This window comes from Massilicoli timonensis (genome assembly GCF_900199515.1).
In the GTDB taxonomy this organism is placed as follows: domain Bacteria; phylum Bacillota_I; class Bacilli_A; order Erysipelotrichales; family Erysipelotrichaceae; genus Massilicoli; species Massilicoli timonensis.
On the sequence record NZ_LT963434.1, the window covers coordinates 951,345 to 969,589 of the forward strand.

12 protein-coding genes and 3 rRNA genes are annotated in these 18,245 nt (G+C 47.5%); all 15 read right to left on the reverse strand.

The annotated features are described in order from the left end of the window. Nucleotides 1-5 precede the first annotated feature (5 nt). Nucleotides 6-839, reverse strand: coding sequence for a 50S ribosomal protein L2 (gene rplB / locus C1712_RS06735; protein WP_102267945.1), 834 nt, complete (start codon nt 837-839; stop codon nt 6-8). Between the two features lie 53 nt (nt 840-892). Then, entirely contained in the window at nt 893-1,189 is a 297-nt protein-coding gene (gene rplW / locus C1712_RS06740) for a 50S ribosomal protein L23 (RefSeq protein WP_102267947.1), read from the reverse strand. Continuing rightward, nucleotides 1,182-1,817, reverse strand: a complete 636-nt coding sequence (gene rplD / locus C1712_RS06745; RefSeq protein ID WP_102267950.1) for a 50S ribosomal protein L4 — start codon at nt 1,815-1,817, stop codon at nt 1,182-1,184. Before rplD ends, rplW begins: the two co-directional genes overlap by 8 nt. 3 nt (nt 1,818-1,820) lie before the next feature. Further along, complete coding sequence (gene rplC / locus C1712_RS06750; RefSeq protein ID WP_102267952.1) at nt 1,821-2,510, reverse strand: 50S ribosomal protein L3; 690 nt, start codon at nt 2,508-2,510, stop codon at nt 1,821-1,823. 17 nt (nt 2,511-2,527) lie between these two features. Beyond that, a complete protein-coding gene (gene rpsJ, locus C1712_RS06755; RefSeq protein ID WP_002607415.1) occupies nt 2,528-2,839 on the reverse strand; it encodes a 30S ribosomal protein S10 in 312 nt (103 codons plus the stop codon). Between the two features lie 163 nt (nt 2,840-3,002). Further along, nucleotides 3,003-3,308 (reverse strand): hypothetical protein, encoded by a 306-nt coding sequence (locus tag C1712_RS12550; protein WP_146003319.1) that lies wholly within the window; start codon nt 3,306-3,308, stop codon nt 3,003-3,005. Between the two features lie 23 nt (nt 3,309-3,331). Then, a complete protein-coding gene (locus tag C1712_RS06765) occupies nt 3,332-4,288 on the reverse strand; it encodes a DMT family transporter (protein WP_102267956.1) in 957 nt (318 codons plus the stop codon). Between the two features lie 153 nt (nt 4,289-4,441). Next, a complete protein-coding gene (tuf, locus tag C1712_RS06770; RefSeq protein ID WP_102267958.1) occupies nt 4,442-5,626 on the reverse strand; it encodes an elongation factor Tu in 1,185 nt (394 codons plus the stop codon). Nucleotides 5,627-5,695: 69 nt separating this feature from the next. After that, entirely contained in the window at nt 5,696-7,774 is a 2,079-nt protein-coding gene (gene fusA, locus C1712_RS06775) for an elongation factor G (RefSeq protein WP_102267960.1), read from the reverse strand. A gap of 14 nt (nt 7,775-7,788) precedes the next feature. Beyond that, on the reverse strand, nt 7,789-8,259 hold the full coding sequence (gene rpsG, locus C1712_RS06780; protein ID WP_102267961.1) for a 30S ribosomal protein S7: 471 nt from the start codon (nt 8,257-8,259) through the stop codon (nt 7,789-7,791). A gap of 27 nt (nt 8,260-8,286) precedes the next feature. Next, a complete protein-coding gene (gene rpsL, locus C1712_RS06785; protein WP_102267963.1) occupies nt 8,287-8,709 on the reverse strand; it encodes a 30S ribosomal protein S12 in 423 nt (140 codons plus the stop codon). Nucleotides 8,710-8,996: 287 nt separating this feature from the next. Then, a 5S ribosomal RNA gene (rrf, locus tag C1712_RS06790) occupies nt 8,997-9,110 on the reverse strand. Nucleotides 9,111-9,172: 62 nt separating this feature from the next. Continuing rightward, nucleotides 9,173-12,071 (reverse strand): 23S ribosomal RNA (locus tag C1712_RS06795). Nucleotides 12,072-12,302: 231 nt separating this feature from the next. Beyond that, a 16S ribosomal RNA gene (locus C1712_RS06800) occupies nt 12,303-13,837 on the reverse strand. The 16S, 23S and 5S rRNA genes sit together here, the layout of an rRNA operon. Nucleotides 13,838-14,410: 573 nt before the next feature. Beyond that, nucleotides 14,411-18,244, reverse strand: coding sequence for a DNA-directed RNA polymerase subunit beta' (gene rpoC / locus C1712_RS06805; protein ID WP_102267965.1), 3,834 nt, complete (start codon nt 18,242-18,244; stop codon nt 14,411-14,413). Nucleotide 18,245 lies beyond the last annotated feature (1 nt).

An 18,245-nucleotide genomic window follows, 5' to 3' on the forward strand; every position in this document is an offset into this window, starting at 1 on the left:
TGCGCTTACTTAGCATTGCGGCGACGTACGATCAGTTTCGTAGAAGCCAGCTTATTCTTACGAGTTTTCACACCCATAGCTTTCTTACCCCAAGGAGTCATCGGTGATTTACGTCCAACCGGTGTACGTCCTTCACCACCACCGTGAGGGTGATCGTTCGGGTTCATAACAGAACCGCGCACTGTCGGACGAATTCCTTTCCAGCGGGAACGTCCGGCTTTACCTAAGTTCACCAAAGAATGATCTTCGTTGCCGACCTGACCAATCGTAGCACGGCAGTTCGCCAGTACCTTGCGCACTTCGCCTGATGCCAAACGAATGGTTACATATTTTTCTTCGATACCGAGGATCTGTGCAGACACACCTGCTGAACGAGCCAGCTGTCCGCCTTTTCCCGGTTTTAATTCCACATTGTGAATGAAAGTACCTTCCGGCATATCTCTTAATTCCAATGCGTTTCCGACTTTGATGTCAGCACCCTTGCCGGACATCACGCTCATACCTACGCTTAATCCTTTTGGCGCTAAGATGTAACGTTTTTCTCCATCTGCATAGTGCAGCAGGGCGATGTTAGCCGAGCGGTTCGGATCATATTCGATCGTTGCTACCTTTGCAGGGATACCATCTTTATTTCTTTTGAAATCGATAATACGGTATGCACGTTTGTGTCCGCCGCCTTGATGACGCGTCGTGATGCGTCCTTTGTTATTACGTCCGCCTTTGCTCTTCAAAGGGGCCAGCAGCGATTTTTCCGGTTTGCTTGTCGTGATTTCTTCAAACGTCAAGCTCGTCATACCACGGCGACCGTTAGTGGTCGGTTTATATGCTCTAATTGGCATGATTTTTCCTCCTTACGCAATATTTAGTCGGGAAATAGCGTTCTTCTTCCCGATTATTCGGCTTCTTCACCGAATAAGTTGATATCCTGTCCTTCCGCAATCTTTACGATCGCTTTGCGAACAGCCTTTGTCTTACCGACATATTTACCCATTCTCTTTGTTTTCGGCTTCACGTTGATCACGTTTACCTGTTCTACTTTCACACCGAAGATTGCTTCTACGGCCTGACGAATCTGAATCTTGTTCGTGCCTTTCGCCACCTCGAATGTTACTTTGTTGTCTGCATCCATGTATTTCATGGTTTTTTCAGTGATGATTGGGCGGATGATAATATCTCTGTAATTATTCATTTCCTAACGCCTCCTCAACTGTTTTTAACGCTGCTTCCGTAAACACGATCTGATTTGCATTCACAATATCATACACGTTGATTCCATCAGCAGTCAGCATCATCATGCTTGGGATGTTGCGCATTGACAAATACGCGTTTTCATAATCTTCTTCACCGTCAACGACAAACAAGGTCTTTTTCGGTGCTTTGATCGCATCGATGATCTTAACAAATTCTTTTGTTTTCGGCGCTTCCAGTTTGAAAGCGTCAACAACGCTCATCGCGTTTTCCAGCACTTTTTCACTCAGAACTGACTTCAGTGCCAAGCGACGCACTTTTTTGTTTAAGCGGTAAGCATAGCTTCTAGGCGTAGGGCCGAACACCGTTCCACCACCGCGCCACTGTGTTGCACGGATAGAACCCTGACGAGCACGTCCGGTGCCTTTCTGACGCCAAGGCTTGCGTCCACCGCCGCTTACTTCGCTGCGCCCTTTTGTATCATGCGTTCCCTGACGCATGCTTGCGCGCTGCATCACGATCGCATCAAAGATACACTGCTGATTTGGCTCGATGCCAAATACAGATTCGCAAAGAGTTACTTCATGAAGCTCTTTGCCTTCCTGGTTCAATACTACCAACTTAGGCATCTTTTATTCCTCCTCTGTACTTGTGTAATCCACCAAAGCAACTGCCGGTTTATTTCCTTTAGATGTCTTTGCGGATTTAACCATAACCATACCGCGTTTTGGTCCCGGTACGTTTCCTTTGATCAGCAGATAGTTGTTTTCCACATCCACCTTGATGATCGTCAAATTCTGGTTTGTTGTTGTTTTGTGTCCTTCATGACCCGGCATAACCGTTCCTTTGGCGATCTTACCTGCACGAGAGGTAATACCCAAAGTAGCCAATGAACCGACATGTCTGTGATGTCCTGAACCGTGCGCTGCCGGACCTAAGTGTCCATTGCCGCGATAGATCTGGCCCATAAAGCCTTTTCCCTTGCTTGTTCCGGTTACATCGACAACATCACCGGCTGCGAAGATGTCTACCTTCACTTCCGCGCCGACTTCATACTGCATCATTTCTGCAGAACGAATTTCTCTGGCAAAGCGCTTTGGTGCAGTATTGGCCTTAGCCGCATGCTTCAGCGCCGCTTTCGTCGCGCGTCTTTCTTTTACGTCCTCAAAGCCCAGCTGTACGGCTTCGTATCCGTCATTTTCCATTGTTTTTTTCTGTAACACAATGTTTGGTGTTGCTTCTACCACAGTTACCGGGATCAACGTACCGTCTTCTGTGAATACCTGCGTCATACCCAGTTTGCGTCCTAAGATTCCTTTCATGATGTTCACCTCCACCATTACAGCTTGATTTCGATGTCAACACCGCTTGGCAGTTCTAAACGGCTCAAAGAGTCGATAGTTTCTGCTGTCGGTCCGACGATCTCAATCAAACGCTTGTGAGTTCTGATTTCAAACTGTTCACGAGAGTCTTTGTATTTGTGTACCGCTCTTAAGATTGTAACAACCTGTTTTTCCGTTGGAAGAGGTACCGGTCCAACGATCTTTTTGGCACCGTGAGCTTGTGCCGCCTGCACGATCTTTTCTGCAGATGCATCTAAGATTCTGTGCTCGTAAGCTTTAAGACGAATTCTTACGCTGTTTTTTGCCATGAATAATACTCCTTTCGTCAATATCATGATTGACTCGCTCGATGCGAATTCCCCGATACACCGTTATCCATGACAACGCTTGTCGGTGTGTCGGCAACCTCGCACGTCCGTGCGGTCGTAACGATATTATAGCAATACTCCTAACTGAATGCAAGCACTTTTTTTACTTTTTTAATTCAGTGATCTGCAGTGAGAAAGCGACCAGTTTATCACGCATATTTCCACTCTTGCATTCCCTGATCCATATCCTTTCTCCCATTGATGTCCACCACTTTTTCGCAATCTCCGTCATTATTACAGTTATGGAATATTTTGCTTTTTCTATGCTTATTTTTATAATCCTCATGTATAAAGCACCCGCATCTCTACAATATTTTCGCTCTGTTTTTCTATGTCCGCATGCACAAAAAAAGGATCTTGGCACAACGCATGATGATTGCCATTGATCCTTTTTTTCATCATCATTCATCTAAATATGAGAAAACCTGCTCCTTATTCCATATTAGATAAACTGCTATACTTGTTTGAAATACCATCCGATTCTTTGACGCTTTTTCGCTGCGGCAGCTGTGCGATCACGATCGCCACAAACATCAGCAGACATCCGATCATTTCCTTTGTGCTTAATACTTCATGCAGAAAGATCCAGCCGGCTATTACCGAAATACAGGATTCTAAGCTCAAGATCAGCGCCGCAACTGTTGGATTCATATCCTTCTGCCCGACAATCTGCAGCGTATATGCAACTCCACACGACATGATCCCCGCATAAAAAAGCGGAAACGCCGCCGCAAGCAGCGCCTCTATATCACTGCTTTCAAATAAGAAAGCCGCGATCAAAGTCAATATGCCGCAAATCATAAACTGCATCCAGGAAAGTAATACACCATCGACGCGCGACGCAAAGTGATCGATCGCCAATATATGCAAAGAAAACAAAATCGCACTTAGAAACACCAATAGATCACCCAGCGCAAACGTAACCTGTTCACCCATGCAAAGCAAATATAAACCGCTCATTGCGATGGCGACGGCCATCCAGATCCTAAGTTTGACTTTTTTCTTCATAAAAAGCCCGAGCAAGGGCACGATCACAATATAGCTGGAGGTAATGAAACCGGCTTTCCCCACCGTTGTATATTTTACTCCATATGCCTGCAAATTGGAAGCAAACGTAAAAAGCAGACCACAGATCATTCCTCCAAATAACGCACTATGACGCAGCGAAGGATAATGAAGCTGTGAAGCAAGCGCCTGCTTTCGCTGTGGAAAGAGGTGATTGAGCAGCGCCATGCAAGGAAGCAGGAACAAGCCGCCGATCAAGCATCGTACCGCATTAAAAGTCAGCGGTTCTACTCGTTCCATTCCCACGCTCTGCGCCACAAAGGCAGTTCCCCAGATGGTCGCAGTCAAAAATAATATAAATGAGTTTCGTATTTGTTTTTCCACTTCTATCACCTATCTTTTGCGCATAGAAGTGTATCATCTTTCACGTCGAATGTAAATACAGGAAGTCTCAGCCTTTCCATTTTGTCTTTTCAAATCAAAAAGAGGATTTCCTTAGGAAACCCTCTATCTTCTGATTTGTTGAAAAACTAAAAACTATTCAACGATTTCAGTTACGTTACCGGCACCGACAGTACGTCCACCTTCACGGATAGAGAACTTTGTACCGTTTTCGATTGCGATTGGCGCGATCAATTCAACGTTCATTTCTACGTTATCGCCCGGCATAACCATTTCAGTACCTTCCGGCAATGTGATTACACCAGTTACGTCAGTTGTACGGAAGTAGAACTGAGGACGGTAGTTAGAAACGAATGGAGTATGACGTCCACCTTCTTCTTTGCTCAGTACATATACCTGTGCTTTGAAAGTTGTATGTGGATGAACAGTACCCGGTTTTACCAAAACCTGTCCACGCTGAATTTCATCACGGTTTACACCACGAAGCAGTGCACCGATGTTATCGCCGGCTTCCGCAAATTCCAACTGTTTACGGAACATTTCCAGACCGGTAATAACCGTTTTACGAGTATCATGGATACCAACGATTTCAACTTCTTCACCCAGTTTTACGATACCGCGTTCAACACGTCCGGTTGCAACCGTACCACGACCAGTGATTGTCATAACGTCTTCCACAGACATCAGGAACGGTTTATCTGTTTCACGAACCGGATCAGGGATGTAGCTGTCAACAGCATCCATCAGTTCGTCGATCGCACCGATCCATTTTGCTTCGCCGTTCAGTGCACCTAATGCAGAACCACGGATGATCGGAGCGTTATCGCCGTCAAATCCGTATTCGTTCAGCAGTTCGCGAACTTCCATTTCAACCAGGTCGATCAATTCTTCATCGTCAACCATATCGCACTTGTTCAGGAATACAACGATGTAAGGAACACCTACCTGACGAGCCAATAAGATGTGTTCACGAGTCTGAGGCATAGGACCATCAGAAGCCGCAACTACCAGGATCGCACCATCCATCTGTGCAGCACCGGTGATCATGTTCTTTACATAGTCGGCATGACCCGGGCAGTCCACGTGTGCATAGTGACGTGTTGCAGTCTGATATTCTACGTGTGCCGTGTTGATCGTGATACCACGTTCTTTTTCTTCAGGAGCACCGTCGATCTGATCGTAAGCCTGTGCTTCAGCCTGTCCTTTAGAAGCAAGTACGTTAGTGATTGCCGCAGTTAAAGTTGTTTTACCGTGGTCAACGTGACCGATCGTACCAATATTAACATGCGTTTTACTTCTGTCAAATTTTTCTTTAGCCATTGTTAAATATCCTCCTATATTTATACGATACTATTTTAATTCAAGTATGCGCTAAAAGCAACCTCTAAATTAATTTTCTGATGCGTTTTCTTTGATAATCTTTTCCGCGATGCTCTTAGGCACTTCGGAATAATGATCAAACTTCATCGAGTAATTTCCACGTCCCTGTGTGAATGAACGCAGATCGGTTACATAGCCGAACATTTCTGATAACGGAATCATCGCACGAACGATAATTGCCGTACCGCGTTCTTCCTGATCCGTGATCTGACCGCGACGGGAGCTTACATCACCCATAACGGAACCAAGGTATTCACTTGGTGCTGTTACTTCTACTTCCATGATCGGTTCCAAAATAACCGGCTTACATTTTTTCGCAGCTTCTTTCAAAGCCATGGAAGCGGCAATCTTATAAGCCATTTCTGAGGAATCGACATCATGGTAAGAACCATCGAATAAAGTCGCTTTGATGTCAATGACCGGATAACCCGCAAGCATACCGTGCTCTAAAGCAGCCTCTAAGCCTTCGCCTGTCGGTTTGATGTATTCGCGCGGTACGCTTCCGCCGACCGTCGCATCGACAAACTCGAAGCCTTTTCCTTCTTCCTGCGGTTCAAAACGGATCCATACATGACCATACTGACCGCGGCCACCTGACTGCTTGATGTATTTTCCTTCACATTCAGCGCTCTGACGAATCGTTTCACGATAAGCAACCTGAGGTGCACCGACATTTGCTTCAACCTTGAACTCACGGCGCAAACGGTCCACGATGATATCCAAATGAAGCTCTCCGACACCGGCGATGATCGTCTGACCGGTTTCTTTATCGGTATAAGTCTTGAAGGTTGGATCTTCTTCAGCAAGTTTTGACAGCGCAAGACCCATCTTGTCCTGATCCGCCTTCGTTTTCGGTTCTAGTGACATACGGATAACCGGTTCCGGGAATACCATGGATTCCAGGATGATGTGGCTGTCTTCTGCACACAGTGTATCACCGGTAGTCGTATCTTTTAAGCCGACAGCTGCCGCGATGTCTCCGCTGTAAACCGTATCGATTTCCTTGCGGGCATTGGCGTGCATCTGTACGATACGACCGAAACGTTCTCTTTTCCCCTTCGTCGCATTTAATACATAGCTTCCTGATTTAGCCGTACCGGAATAAACGCGGAAGAACGCCAGTTTTCCAACGAATGGGTCAGTCATGATCTTGAAAGCCAGTGCCGCAAACGGTTCTTCATCGCTTGCATGACGTTCTACTTCCGTACCATCTTCTGTCGTACCTTTGATTGCCGGTACATCTAATGGTGATGGCAGATAATCAATGACTGCGTCCAGCATTAACTGAACACCTTTGTTTTTGTATGCAGATCCACATAATACCGGGAAGAAATCACCTTTACATACGGCAATACGCAGTACACGCTTGATTTCTTCAACAGAAGGTTCTTCCCCTTCCAATACTAGCATCATAAAATCTTCATCATAGTCTGCCAGATATTCCAGCAGTTTGCCGCGGTATTCCTCACAGATCGCTACCAGATCTTCAGGAATGGCGATCTCTTCGATATCCGTGCCTAAGTCGTTCTTGTATAAGAATGCCTTGCGTTCGATGATATCGCAGATTCCACGGAAATCAGATTCAGCGCCGATCGGCATCTGAATCGGACAAGATTTTGCGCCTAAACGATCAATGATCGTATTGCATGACATAATGAAGTCCGCACCGGTCGCATCCATCTTATTACAGAATACGATACGGGGAACGCCATATGTCGTAGCCTGACGCCAAACTGTTTCGGTCTGCGGTTCTACCCCTGCTTTTGAGTCAAGAACCGTAACCGCACCATCCAATACACGCAAAGAACGTTCTACTTCGACCGTGAAGTCTACGTGTCCCGGTGTATCGATGATATTGACGCGATGTCCCTTCCAGTGTGCAGTCGTAGCTGCGGAAGTAATGGTAATACCGCGTTCCTGTTCCTGTGCCATCCAGTCCATCGTGGAAGCGCCGTCATGCGTTTCACCGATCTTATGGTTGACACCGGTATAATACAGGATACGTTCGGTAGTTGTTGTCTTACCGGCATCAATGTGAGCCATGATACCAATGTTACGTGTTTTTTCTAATGAAAATTCGCGTGCCATAGTTGACTCCTTTCCTACCAGCGATAGTGGGCAAATGCTTTGTTTGCTTCTGCCATCTTATGCGTATCTTCACGCTTCTTAACGGAAGCGCCGGAACCGTTTGCCGCATCTAAAATCTCTGCAGCTAATCTCTGTTCCATCGTTTTCTCATTTCTTAAACGAGCATAGTTTACGATCCAGCGAAGTCCTAATGTCAAACGGCGTTCCTGTGAAACTTCAACCGGCACCTGGTAGTTTGCACCACCGACACGGCGTACTTTCAGTTCCAGAACCGGCATAACGTTTTCCATTGCCTGTTCAAATACTTCCATTGGATTGCGTTCTGTTTTTACTTCAATAATATCAAATGCGTTGTACAGAATAGTCTGTGCTACACCTCTTTTTCCATCAATCATGATTTTGTTGATCAAACGAGTAACCAACTTGGAGTTGTAGATCGGATCTACCAGTACATCACGTTTCGCGATATGTCCTTTTCTTGGCATCTTAATTTCCTCCTTTCATCACTGATGTTATTTCTTAGCAGCTTTTGGCTTTTTCGCACCGTATAAAGAACGGCTCTGGTTACGATTTGCCACACCTGCGCAGTCCAGTGTACCACGGATAATGTGGTAACGAACACCTGGCAAGTCTTTTACACGTCCACCACGGATCAAAACAACTGAGTGTTCCTGCAAGTTGTGTCCGATTCCTGGGATGTATGCTGTTACTTCCATTCCGTTTGATAAACGAACACGGGCATACTTACGAAGCGCAGAGTTTGGTTTTTTCGGTGTCATCGTACCGACACGGGTACATACTCCACGTTTCTGCGGAGCGCTCAAGTTAGTAGGGCGGCGCTTTAATGAGTTGTAACCTCTATTCAAAGCAGGTGATTTAGAAACCCACACTTTACTTTCACGACCTTTACGAATTAACTGGTTAATTGTTGGCATGTTATCCTCCTTTCAAGCAATCATTTCTAACACACATTTCCGGGTGTGTCATTTCTAGCTCTAATTTTTGATCCCATTCACGGGGACCATTTTTTCACTAGCTTACAAATAATAACACCGGAAGGATGTACTGTCAATCATTAAATTAAAAAATAATGAAAATAATGTTGCACTAAAATTTCTCCCTGATCAAAAGAAAACAATAAAAAGCAAGCACGATTCTTCTTAGAGGAAGAGAAGGTATTTGCTGTCTGACCATAAAAAAAGCCTCGTTTAGAGGCAAGAAGGACCGGCGAAGTGCTATCTTGACTGAGGCAAGCCCAGCTATTGTCGCCGCTGAAGTGCTTAACTTCTGTGTTCGGGATGGGAACAGGTGTGTCCACTCCGCTATCATCACCGGATCCTTTGAAAGGTTCGACCTTTCAAAACTGAATATCAGATTCCTTACATGCCTTCCCTGCTTGTGATCAAGTCCTCGACCGATTAGTATCAGTCAACTCCACATATCGCTATGCTTCCATCTCTGACCTATCTACCTCGTAGTCTTCAAGGGGTCTTACTTCTTTCGAATGGGAAATCTCATCTTGGAGTAGGCTTCGCGCTTAGATGCTTTCAGCGCTTATCCCTTCCTCACTTAGCTACCCAGCTATGCCCTTGGCAGGACAACTGGTGCACCAGCGGTGAGTCCATCCCGGTCCTCTCGTACTAAGGACAGCTCTCCTCAAATTTCCTTCGCCCACAACAGATAGGGACCGAACTGTCTCACGACGTTCTGAACCCAGCTCGCGTACCGCTTTAATGGGCGGACAGCCCAACCCTTGGAACCGAATTCAGCTCCAGGATGCGATGAGCCGACATCGAGGTGCCAAACCTCGCCGTCGATGTGAACTCTTGGGCGAGATCAGCCTGTTATCCCCAGGGTAGCTTTTATCCGTTGAGCGACGGCCCTTCCATTCGGCACCGCCGGATCACTAATCCCGACTTTCGTCCCTGTTCGACTTGTCTGTCTCACAGTCAAGCACCCTTCTGCATTTGCACTCGCCGATTGGTTTCCATCCAATCTGAGGGTACCTTTGGGCGCCTCCGTTACTCTTTGGGAGGCGACCGCCCCAGTCAAACTGCCTATCTGACACGGTCCCCATACCTGTCTCAGGTACCAGGTTAGAGCTTCGATCAACCAAGGGTGGTATCCCAACAGCGACTCCTCATACACTGACGTGCATGTCTCCTCGTCTCCCACCTATCCTGTACATGACTGACCAAAGTTCAATATCAAACTGCAGTAAAGCTCCATGGGGTCTTTCCGTCTAGTTGCGGGTAACCTGCATTTTCACAGGTACTAAGATTTCACCGAGTCTGCTGCCGAGACAGCGCCCAAATCGTTACGCCTTTCGTGCGGGTCAGAACTTACCTGACAAGGAATTTCGCTACCTTAGGACCGTTATAGTTACGGCCGCCGTTCACTGGGGCTTCAATTCATCGCTTCGGATTCCTCCTAACGACTCCTCTTAACCTTCCAGCACCGGGCAGGCGTCACCCCCTATACTTCGTCTTTCGACTTCGCAGAGAGCTGTGTTTTAGTTAAACAGTCGCTTGGGCCTCTTCACTGCGGCACTTTCGTGCACTCCTTCTTGCTAACGTACGGAGTCATTTTGCCGAGTTCCTTGGCAACAGTTCTCTCGCTCACCTCAGGATCCTCTCCTTGCCCACCTGTGTCGGTTTTGGTACGGGCTGCTATGGGATTATCGCTAGAAGCTTTTCTTGGAAGCTGGCATCATCTGCTTCGCTACTTGGCCGCAGCCGTTCGCTTACCTGTCACGCTTTATATCCTGCTGACGCATTTCACTATCAGCCTACTATACGCTTCGCCCACAATCCATTCAGTGGGTCAGACTAGCCTTCTCCGTCACTCCCTCGCTCCCATCGCAGGTGCAGGAATATCTGCCTGCTTTCCATCGACTACGCCTCTCGGCCTCGCCTTAGGTCCCGACTTACCCAGGGCGGACGAACCTTCCCCTGGAATCCTTGGGCTATCGGTGTGTAGGATTCTCACCTACATCTCGCTACTCACACCGGCATTCTCACTTCCATGCTCTCCACCACTCCTTACGGTATGGCTTCTACGTACATGGAACGCTCCCCTACCACTTGATGTTTCCATCAAATCCGCAGCTTCGGTATCATGCTTAGCCCCGGTACATTTTCGGCGCAGGGTCACTCGACTAGTGAGCTGTTACGCACTCTTTCAAGGATGGCTGCTTCTGAGCCAACCTCCTAGTTGTCTGTGCATCCCCACATCCTTTCCCACTTAGCATGTATTTTGGGACCTTAGCTGGCGGTCTGGGCTGTTTCCCTCTCGACCATGGACCTTATCACCCACAGTCTGACTGCCGAGTATGCTTCCTTGGCATTCGGAGTTTGATTATACTCAGTACCCCGGGATGGGGCCATCGTACATTCAGTGCTCTACCTCCAAGTCGCTTTGCCTCGACGCTAGCCCTAAAGCTATTTCGGGGAGAACCAGCTATCTCCGTGTTCGATTGGAATTTCTCCCCTAGCCACAGGTCATCCGCTAACTTTTCAACGGTAGTCGGTTCGGTCCTCCATTCAGTTTCACCTGAACTTCAACCTGCCCATGGCTAGATCACACGGTTTCGGGTCTACCACAACGTACTTTACGCCCTATTAAGACTCGCTTTCGCTTCGGCTCCGTATCTCCTACTTAACCTCGCACGTTATCGTAACTCGCCGGTTCATTCTACAAAAGGCACGCCATCACCCTTTAACGGGCCCTGACTTCTTGTAAGCATATGGTTTCAGGTTCTCTTTCACTCCGCTCCCGCGGTTCTTTTCACCTTTCCCTCACGGTACTGGTCCACTATCGATCACATAGGAGTATTTAGCCTTGCCGGATGGTCCCGGCCGATTCCGACAGGATTCCTCGTGTCCCGCCGTACTCAGGATCCCACTCGCCTATCCTCTGATTTCATGTACGGGGCTTGCACCCTCTGCGGCTGGCCTTTCAATGCCATTCCATTATCTTCGAATATAGCTTCCTTGTGGTCCTACTACCCCAAGATATTCTTGGTTTGGGCTCCTCCCATTTCGCTCGCCGCTACTTTGGGAATCACTGTTGTTTTCTTTTCCTCCGGGTACTTAGATGTTTCAGTTCCCCGGGTTGCTCTCTCATGACCTATGTATTCAGCCATGGATGACATATCTCTCGATATGCCGGATTCCTCCATTCGGATACCGACGGATCTTTGCGCTCGTACCACTCCCCGTCGCGTTTCGCCGTTTGATGCGTCCTTCTTCAGCTCTATGTGTCTAGGCATCCACCATACGCCCTTCCTTACTTGATCACTTCATGCTTTCCGCATGTTCGTGCTTTCGCTTCTTCTTGCTTCAGTGAACGGTTTAACTATTTTTTCTCTTAACTGCTTTTCCTCAGTTCCTTAGTTTTTCCGTTTCTTTTCAGAAAGATCATGTATGTCTTCTGTTTATTCAGTTTTCAAAGATCGAGTTCCCTTGGGTCGCCTCTCGGCCTCCCAAAACTAAACAGGAATCCGTCCTCTTACACTCTTTCTCCTTAGAAAGGAGGTGATCCATCCCCACGTTCCCGTAGGGATACCTTGTTACGACTTAACCCCAGTCATCGGCCCTACCTTCGACGGCTCACTCCTTTCGGTTATGCCACCGGCTTCGGGTATTGCCAACTCCCATGGTTTGACGGGCGGTGTGTACAAGGCCCGAGAACGTATTCACCGCGACATGCTGATTCGCGATTACTAGCGATTCCGACTTCATGAAGTCGAGTTGCAGACTTCAATCCGAACTGAGACAGCCTTTCCGAGTTTCGCTCCCTATCACTAGGTCGCTGCCCTTTGTAACTGCCATTGTAGTACGTGTGTAGCCCAAGCCATAAGGGGCATGATGATTTGACGTCATCCCCACCTTCCTCCGGTTTGTCACCGGCAGTCTCTTATGAGTCCCTAACTTAATATTGGTAACATAAAACAAGGGTTGCGCTCGTTGCGGGACTTAACCCAACATCTCACGACACGAGCTGACGACAACCATGCACCACCTGTATCCCAGTTATCCTCCAGCGCATCTCTGCGCCTTCGCTCGGTATGTCAAGGCTTGGTAAGGTTCTTCGCGTTGCTTCGAATTAAACCACATACTCCACCGCTTGTGCGGGCCCCCGTCAATTCCTTTGAGTTTCACACTTGCGTGCATACTCCCCAGGCGGAGAACTTATTGCGTTAACTGCAGCACTGAGTTTCCCCAACACTTAGTTCTCATCGTTTACGGCGTGGACTACTAGGGTATCTAATCCTATTTGCTCCCCACGCTTTCGTGCCTCAGCGTCAGTTACAGGCCAGACAGCCGCCTTCGCCACTGGTGTTCCTCCATATATCTACGCATTTTACCGCTACACATGGAATTCCACTGCCCTCTCCTGCACTCTAGCCAGTCAGTTTCCAAGGCTTGTTACAGTTGAGCTGCAACCTTTTACCTCAGACTTAACTCGCCGCCTACGCACCCTTTACGCCCAATGATTCCGGATAACGCTCGCCACCTACGTATTACCGCGGCTGCTGGCACGTAGTTAGCCGTGGCTTTCTGGTAAGATACTGTCACTTACCCAGCATTCCCTCTGGATACCGTTCCTCTCTTACAACAGTGCTTTACGATCCGAAGACCTTCCTCACACACGCGGCATTGCTCGTTCAGGGTTCCCCCCATTGACGAAAATTCCCTACTGCTGCCTCCCGTAGGAGTTTGGGCCGTGTCTCAGTCCCAATGTGGCCGTTCACCCTCTCAGGTCGGCTATGCATCATCGCCTTGGTGAGCCGTTACCTCACCAACTAGCTAATGCACCGCAGGATCATCCATGTTCAAGGCCGTAGCCCCTTTAATCGCAAGAAGATGCCTCCTTGCCACCTATCCGGTTTTAGCAGACGTTTCCATCTGTTGTCCCGGGCACATGGGCAGATTCCCTACGTGTTACTCACCCGTTCGCCACTGACTTCCAATGAGCAAGCTCACCTTCCGTCCGTTCGACTTGCATGTATTAGGCATGCCGCCAGCGTTCATCCTGAGCCAGGATCAAACTCTCCATTTGATTTAGCTCTTACGCTTTCTAGCGTCTCTTTCCTTTTTCTTGAATCATTTCGATTCGGGTTTGAATTGACGTTTTCCTGTTTAGTTTTCAAAGACCGACTTCTCGCACCCCTTTTCGGTGCTCGCTTATAATATCAAATTCCTTCCCCTTATGTCAATCCCTTTTTTTATTTTTTTCCGTTTTTTCTCCCCTCCCTTCTCCTTCTCCCTTCCCTTGTCTTTTTTTGCCTTCTTTCCCTTCGCTTTTCTCCATCTTTTTTCTTTTATTTTAGATTTTATTCAGCAGTTTTCTTTTTATCCTCCCTCCTTTTCACCTAGCTTGTTGCTTTTCTCTTTTACTGTATGTCATACGATTGCTAAATAATCAGAAGTCCCTATTCCAATTTACCGAAAACCTTTGAAATTCAGGCTGCCGCAAACCAAAAATGTTATTCCCTAAATTATATATTCGTCTGCATCATCAAATCATTATGAGGCTGTAACAGTTAAGTGATTTAATAAAGCATCACTTAGACTATTCGTCCCTTTATATAGCAAAAGGGCCCAGCAATATGCCAAGCCCTTGATCACTGACTTATTCTTCCAAAGTCGTTTCAGACATTTCCGCAAGATCCTCCTGTGCAACTACATTTTCCTGCTGCGGCACAAAATTCATAAATGCCGGAATGTCATCATCCTGTTTTTGCTTTTCTAAGCGTTTCTCACGCAGTTCTGCTGCCAATGCCGCAATTTGGCGAGAAGTTTCACGATCGGCATTGCATCCGGTACCAGCCGGGATCATCTTGCCGACGATTACATTTTCTTTCAGACCGATCAGATGATCTTTCTTCGCTTTGATCGCCGCATCGGTCAGCACCTTCGTCGTTTCCTGGAATGATGCTGCCGACAAGAAGGAATCAGTTTCTACAGATGATTTGGAAATACCCAGTAATACCGGTGAGAACGTTGCAGGGCGTTTCCCCGACAACAAAGCCTCACGATTGATCTTGGTCATTTCCGTCAAAGAAACCTGCATGCCCGGATTCAAGGAAGTATCATTTCCTTCCAGCACGATCACTTTACGCATCATCTGGCGAATCATAACTTCGATATGCTTGTCAGAGATTTCGATACCCTGGCTCGCATATACTTTTTTCACTTCCTTCAAGATATAGTTCTGGACTTCTTTGACACCGGCAACTTCTAACAGTTCTTTCGGATCGACCTGACCTTCCGTGATCTTGTCGCCTGCTTCCACATGCGTTCCGACCTTCATCCAAGAACGCAGCGCCTGCGCCATGTTCACTTTGTGGGAAATGCTTTCTTTTTCATTGGTAATGATGACTTCCTGTCCGCCGTCTAAGCGATTGATCGCTGTAATTTCACCGCTGATCTTCGCCAATACTGCTGCGCTTTTCGGGCAGCGTGCTTCAAACAGTTCTTCAACACGCGGAAGACCCTGGGTAATATCACCGCCGTCCGCAGAGGCAACCCCTCCGGTATGGAACGTACGCATGGTTAACTGCGTACCCGGCTCACCGATTGACTGTGCCGCCATAATACCGACTGCTTCGCCGACTTCCACATCCTTACCGGTCGCCATATTTCTGCCGTAGCATTTTTTACATACACCGTAAATAGACTTACATGTGAAAGCACTTCTGATATACATGCCCTCAATACCTGCATCTACGATCTGTTTTGCAATGTCTTCGGTAATGAACTCATCGGAGTCGATGATCATTTCACCGGTCTGCGGATGCAGAACCGCCTGCTTGCTATAACGTCCGACTAAACGGTCATAGAAGGATTCGATCACAGAATTAGTCTTGCGATCCACCAATTCTTCTACCCAATAGCCCTGATCGCTGCCGCAGTCTTCCTGACGGATCACGACATCCTGCGCAACATCTACCAGACGACGTGTCAGATAACCTGATTCAGCTGTTTTCAAAGCGGTATCGGTCAGACCTTTGCGCACACCATGAGTGGAGATAAAGAACTCCGATACGTTCAACCCTTCACGGAAGCAGGAATAGATCGGTACCTCGATGATCGAAGGCACATATTCACCGTTCGCACTCTTCGACTGTGAAGGCTTGCTCATCAAACCACGCATGCCGGCCAGCTGGGTAAAGTTTGAAATGTTACCACGGGCTCCGGAACGCGCCATCATATTGATCGGATTTTTACGATCCAATGAATCCATCAGCGCACCGGCAATGTCATCTTTTACATCAGCCCAAAGCTTATTCAGATGACGTTCCCATTCTTCCATCGTTACTTTTCCCTTTTTACGCAGGTTCATCAGTTTTGCGGCGTCTTGTTTGCCGCGTTCTACATATTCCGCCTTGTTCGGCGCTACTTCGATATCGGCTAACGATACTGTAATACCGGCAACGGTAGAATATTTGAATCCCATATTTTTAATTTCATCTAGGATTTCTGATGTCGTATCTACATCATAACGCTTAAATACTTCACCGATCACTTTTCCCAGATCCTTCTTTTTGAAGGCTGCCACGATTTCAATATCTTTCAGCGCTTCTTTTACATCCGTTCCCATCGGCACGAAATACTTGTCCGGCGTAGCCTTAAAGTTTTCGGTGCTGACTTCATTCAGATATGGGAAATCGTGTGGGAACATGCCATTGTAAATGACCTTTCCGACCGTCGTGATCAGATACATCTCATTTTGCTTCGCCGTAAAGCATGTTTTCTTTAATGATTTTGCCAAAATGGCAATACGGGAGTGCAGATGCACCTGTTTATTTTCATATGCCAGCAGCACTTCATTTGGATCAAAGTACACATGTCCTTCATTGCGGGCAAAAGTATTCCACATTTCCGCCGCATCCGGACAACCGACTGACAAATATTTATCTGCTTCATGACGCAGCTCCTCAGCGGTTTCTTCCATCGTCAGATAGAAGTTTCCCATGACCATATCCTGTCCCGGTGTTACGATCGGTTTCCCATCTTTAGGACCGAGGATATTGTGAGAGCCCAGCATCAAGATCAATGCTTCGGCACGTGCTTCTTCGCTCAACGGTACGTGCACCGCCATCTGGTCGCCGTCAAAATCGGCATTGAAGGCGCCGCACACCAGCGGATGCAGACGAATGGCGCGTCCTTCTACCAGTTTCGGCTTAAAGGCCTGGATTCCCAAGCGATGCAAAGTCGGCGCACGGTTCAAGAATACCGGGTAGCCGTCAATGACCTGCTCTACGATATCCCAGATACGCGGATCCTGGCGATCGATCAGTTTTTCTGCCGTTTTTGGATTGCTTGCGATCTCGCGATTCACGATCTCGTTGATCACAAACGGTTTGAACAACTGAATTGCCATTTCTCTTGGCAAGCCGCACTGATACATCTTCAGATCCGGTCCTACCGCAATAACGGAACGGCCGGAGAAATCGACACGCTTTCCTAACAGGTTCTGACGGAAACGTCCCTGTTTCCCCTTCAAGGAATGAGACAGCGATTTCAATGCACGTCCACCGGCGCCGGTAATCGGCTTGGAGCGGCGTCCGTTGTCAATCAGCGCATCGACTGCTTCCTGCAACATACGCTTCTCATTTTGAACGATGATTGCCGGTGTTCCCAGTTCCAATAATTTTTTCAATCGATTGTTACGAGTGATGACGCGGCGATAAAGATCATTCAGATCACTTGTCGCAAAGCGGCCGCCATCCAGCTGCAGCATCGGTCTTAGATCAGGCGGGATGACCGGAACATTTGTCAGGATCATCCATTCCGGACGATTTTCCGACTTTCTGAAAGCATCTACCGTGTCCAGACGCTTGATCAGTTTCTTGCGTTTCTCACCCTGTGCATCGGTCAATGCTGTTTGGATTTCCTGATATTCTTTTTCCAGATCCACTTCTTCCAAAAGTGTTTTGATCGCTTCGGCACCGGTTTGAGCCTTGAAAGAACCCGGCCCGTAGATCGCCATGTTTTCGCGATACTCTTTTTCCGATAAGATCTGTTTATACAATAATTTCGTATCCTTTGGATCCGTTACGATCCAGCTCACGAAGTAAACGACTTCTTCCAGCTGTTTCGGCGTAACATCTAGTAACAGCGCCATGCGAGATGGGATTCCGCGCAGATACCAGATATGTGCCACCGGCGCTGCCAGTTCAATGTGTCCCATGCGTTCACGACGAACACTTGATTTTGTGATCTCCACTCCGCAGCGATCACAGATTACCCCTTTATAGCGCACTTTTTTATATTTTCCGCAATAACATTCCCAGTCTTTGCTCGGACCGAAAATTCTTTCACAGAACAAGCCGTCCCGTTCCGGTTTCTGGGAACGGTAATTGATCGTTTCCGGCTTTTTTACTTCTCCATAAGACCACTCACGTATTCTCTCTGGACTGGCCAAAGATACCTGAATGGAGGCAAAGTTATTAACACCCATT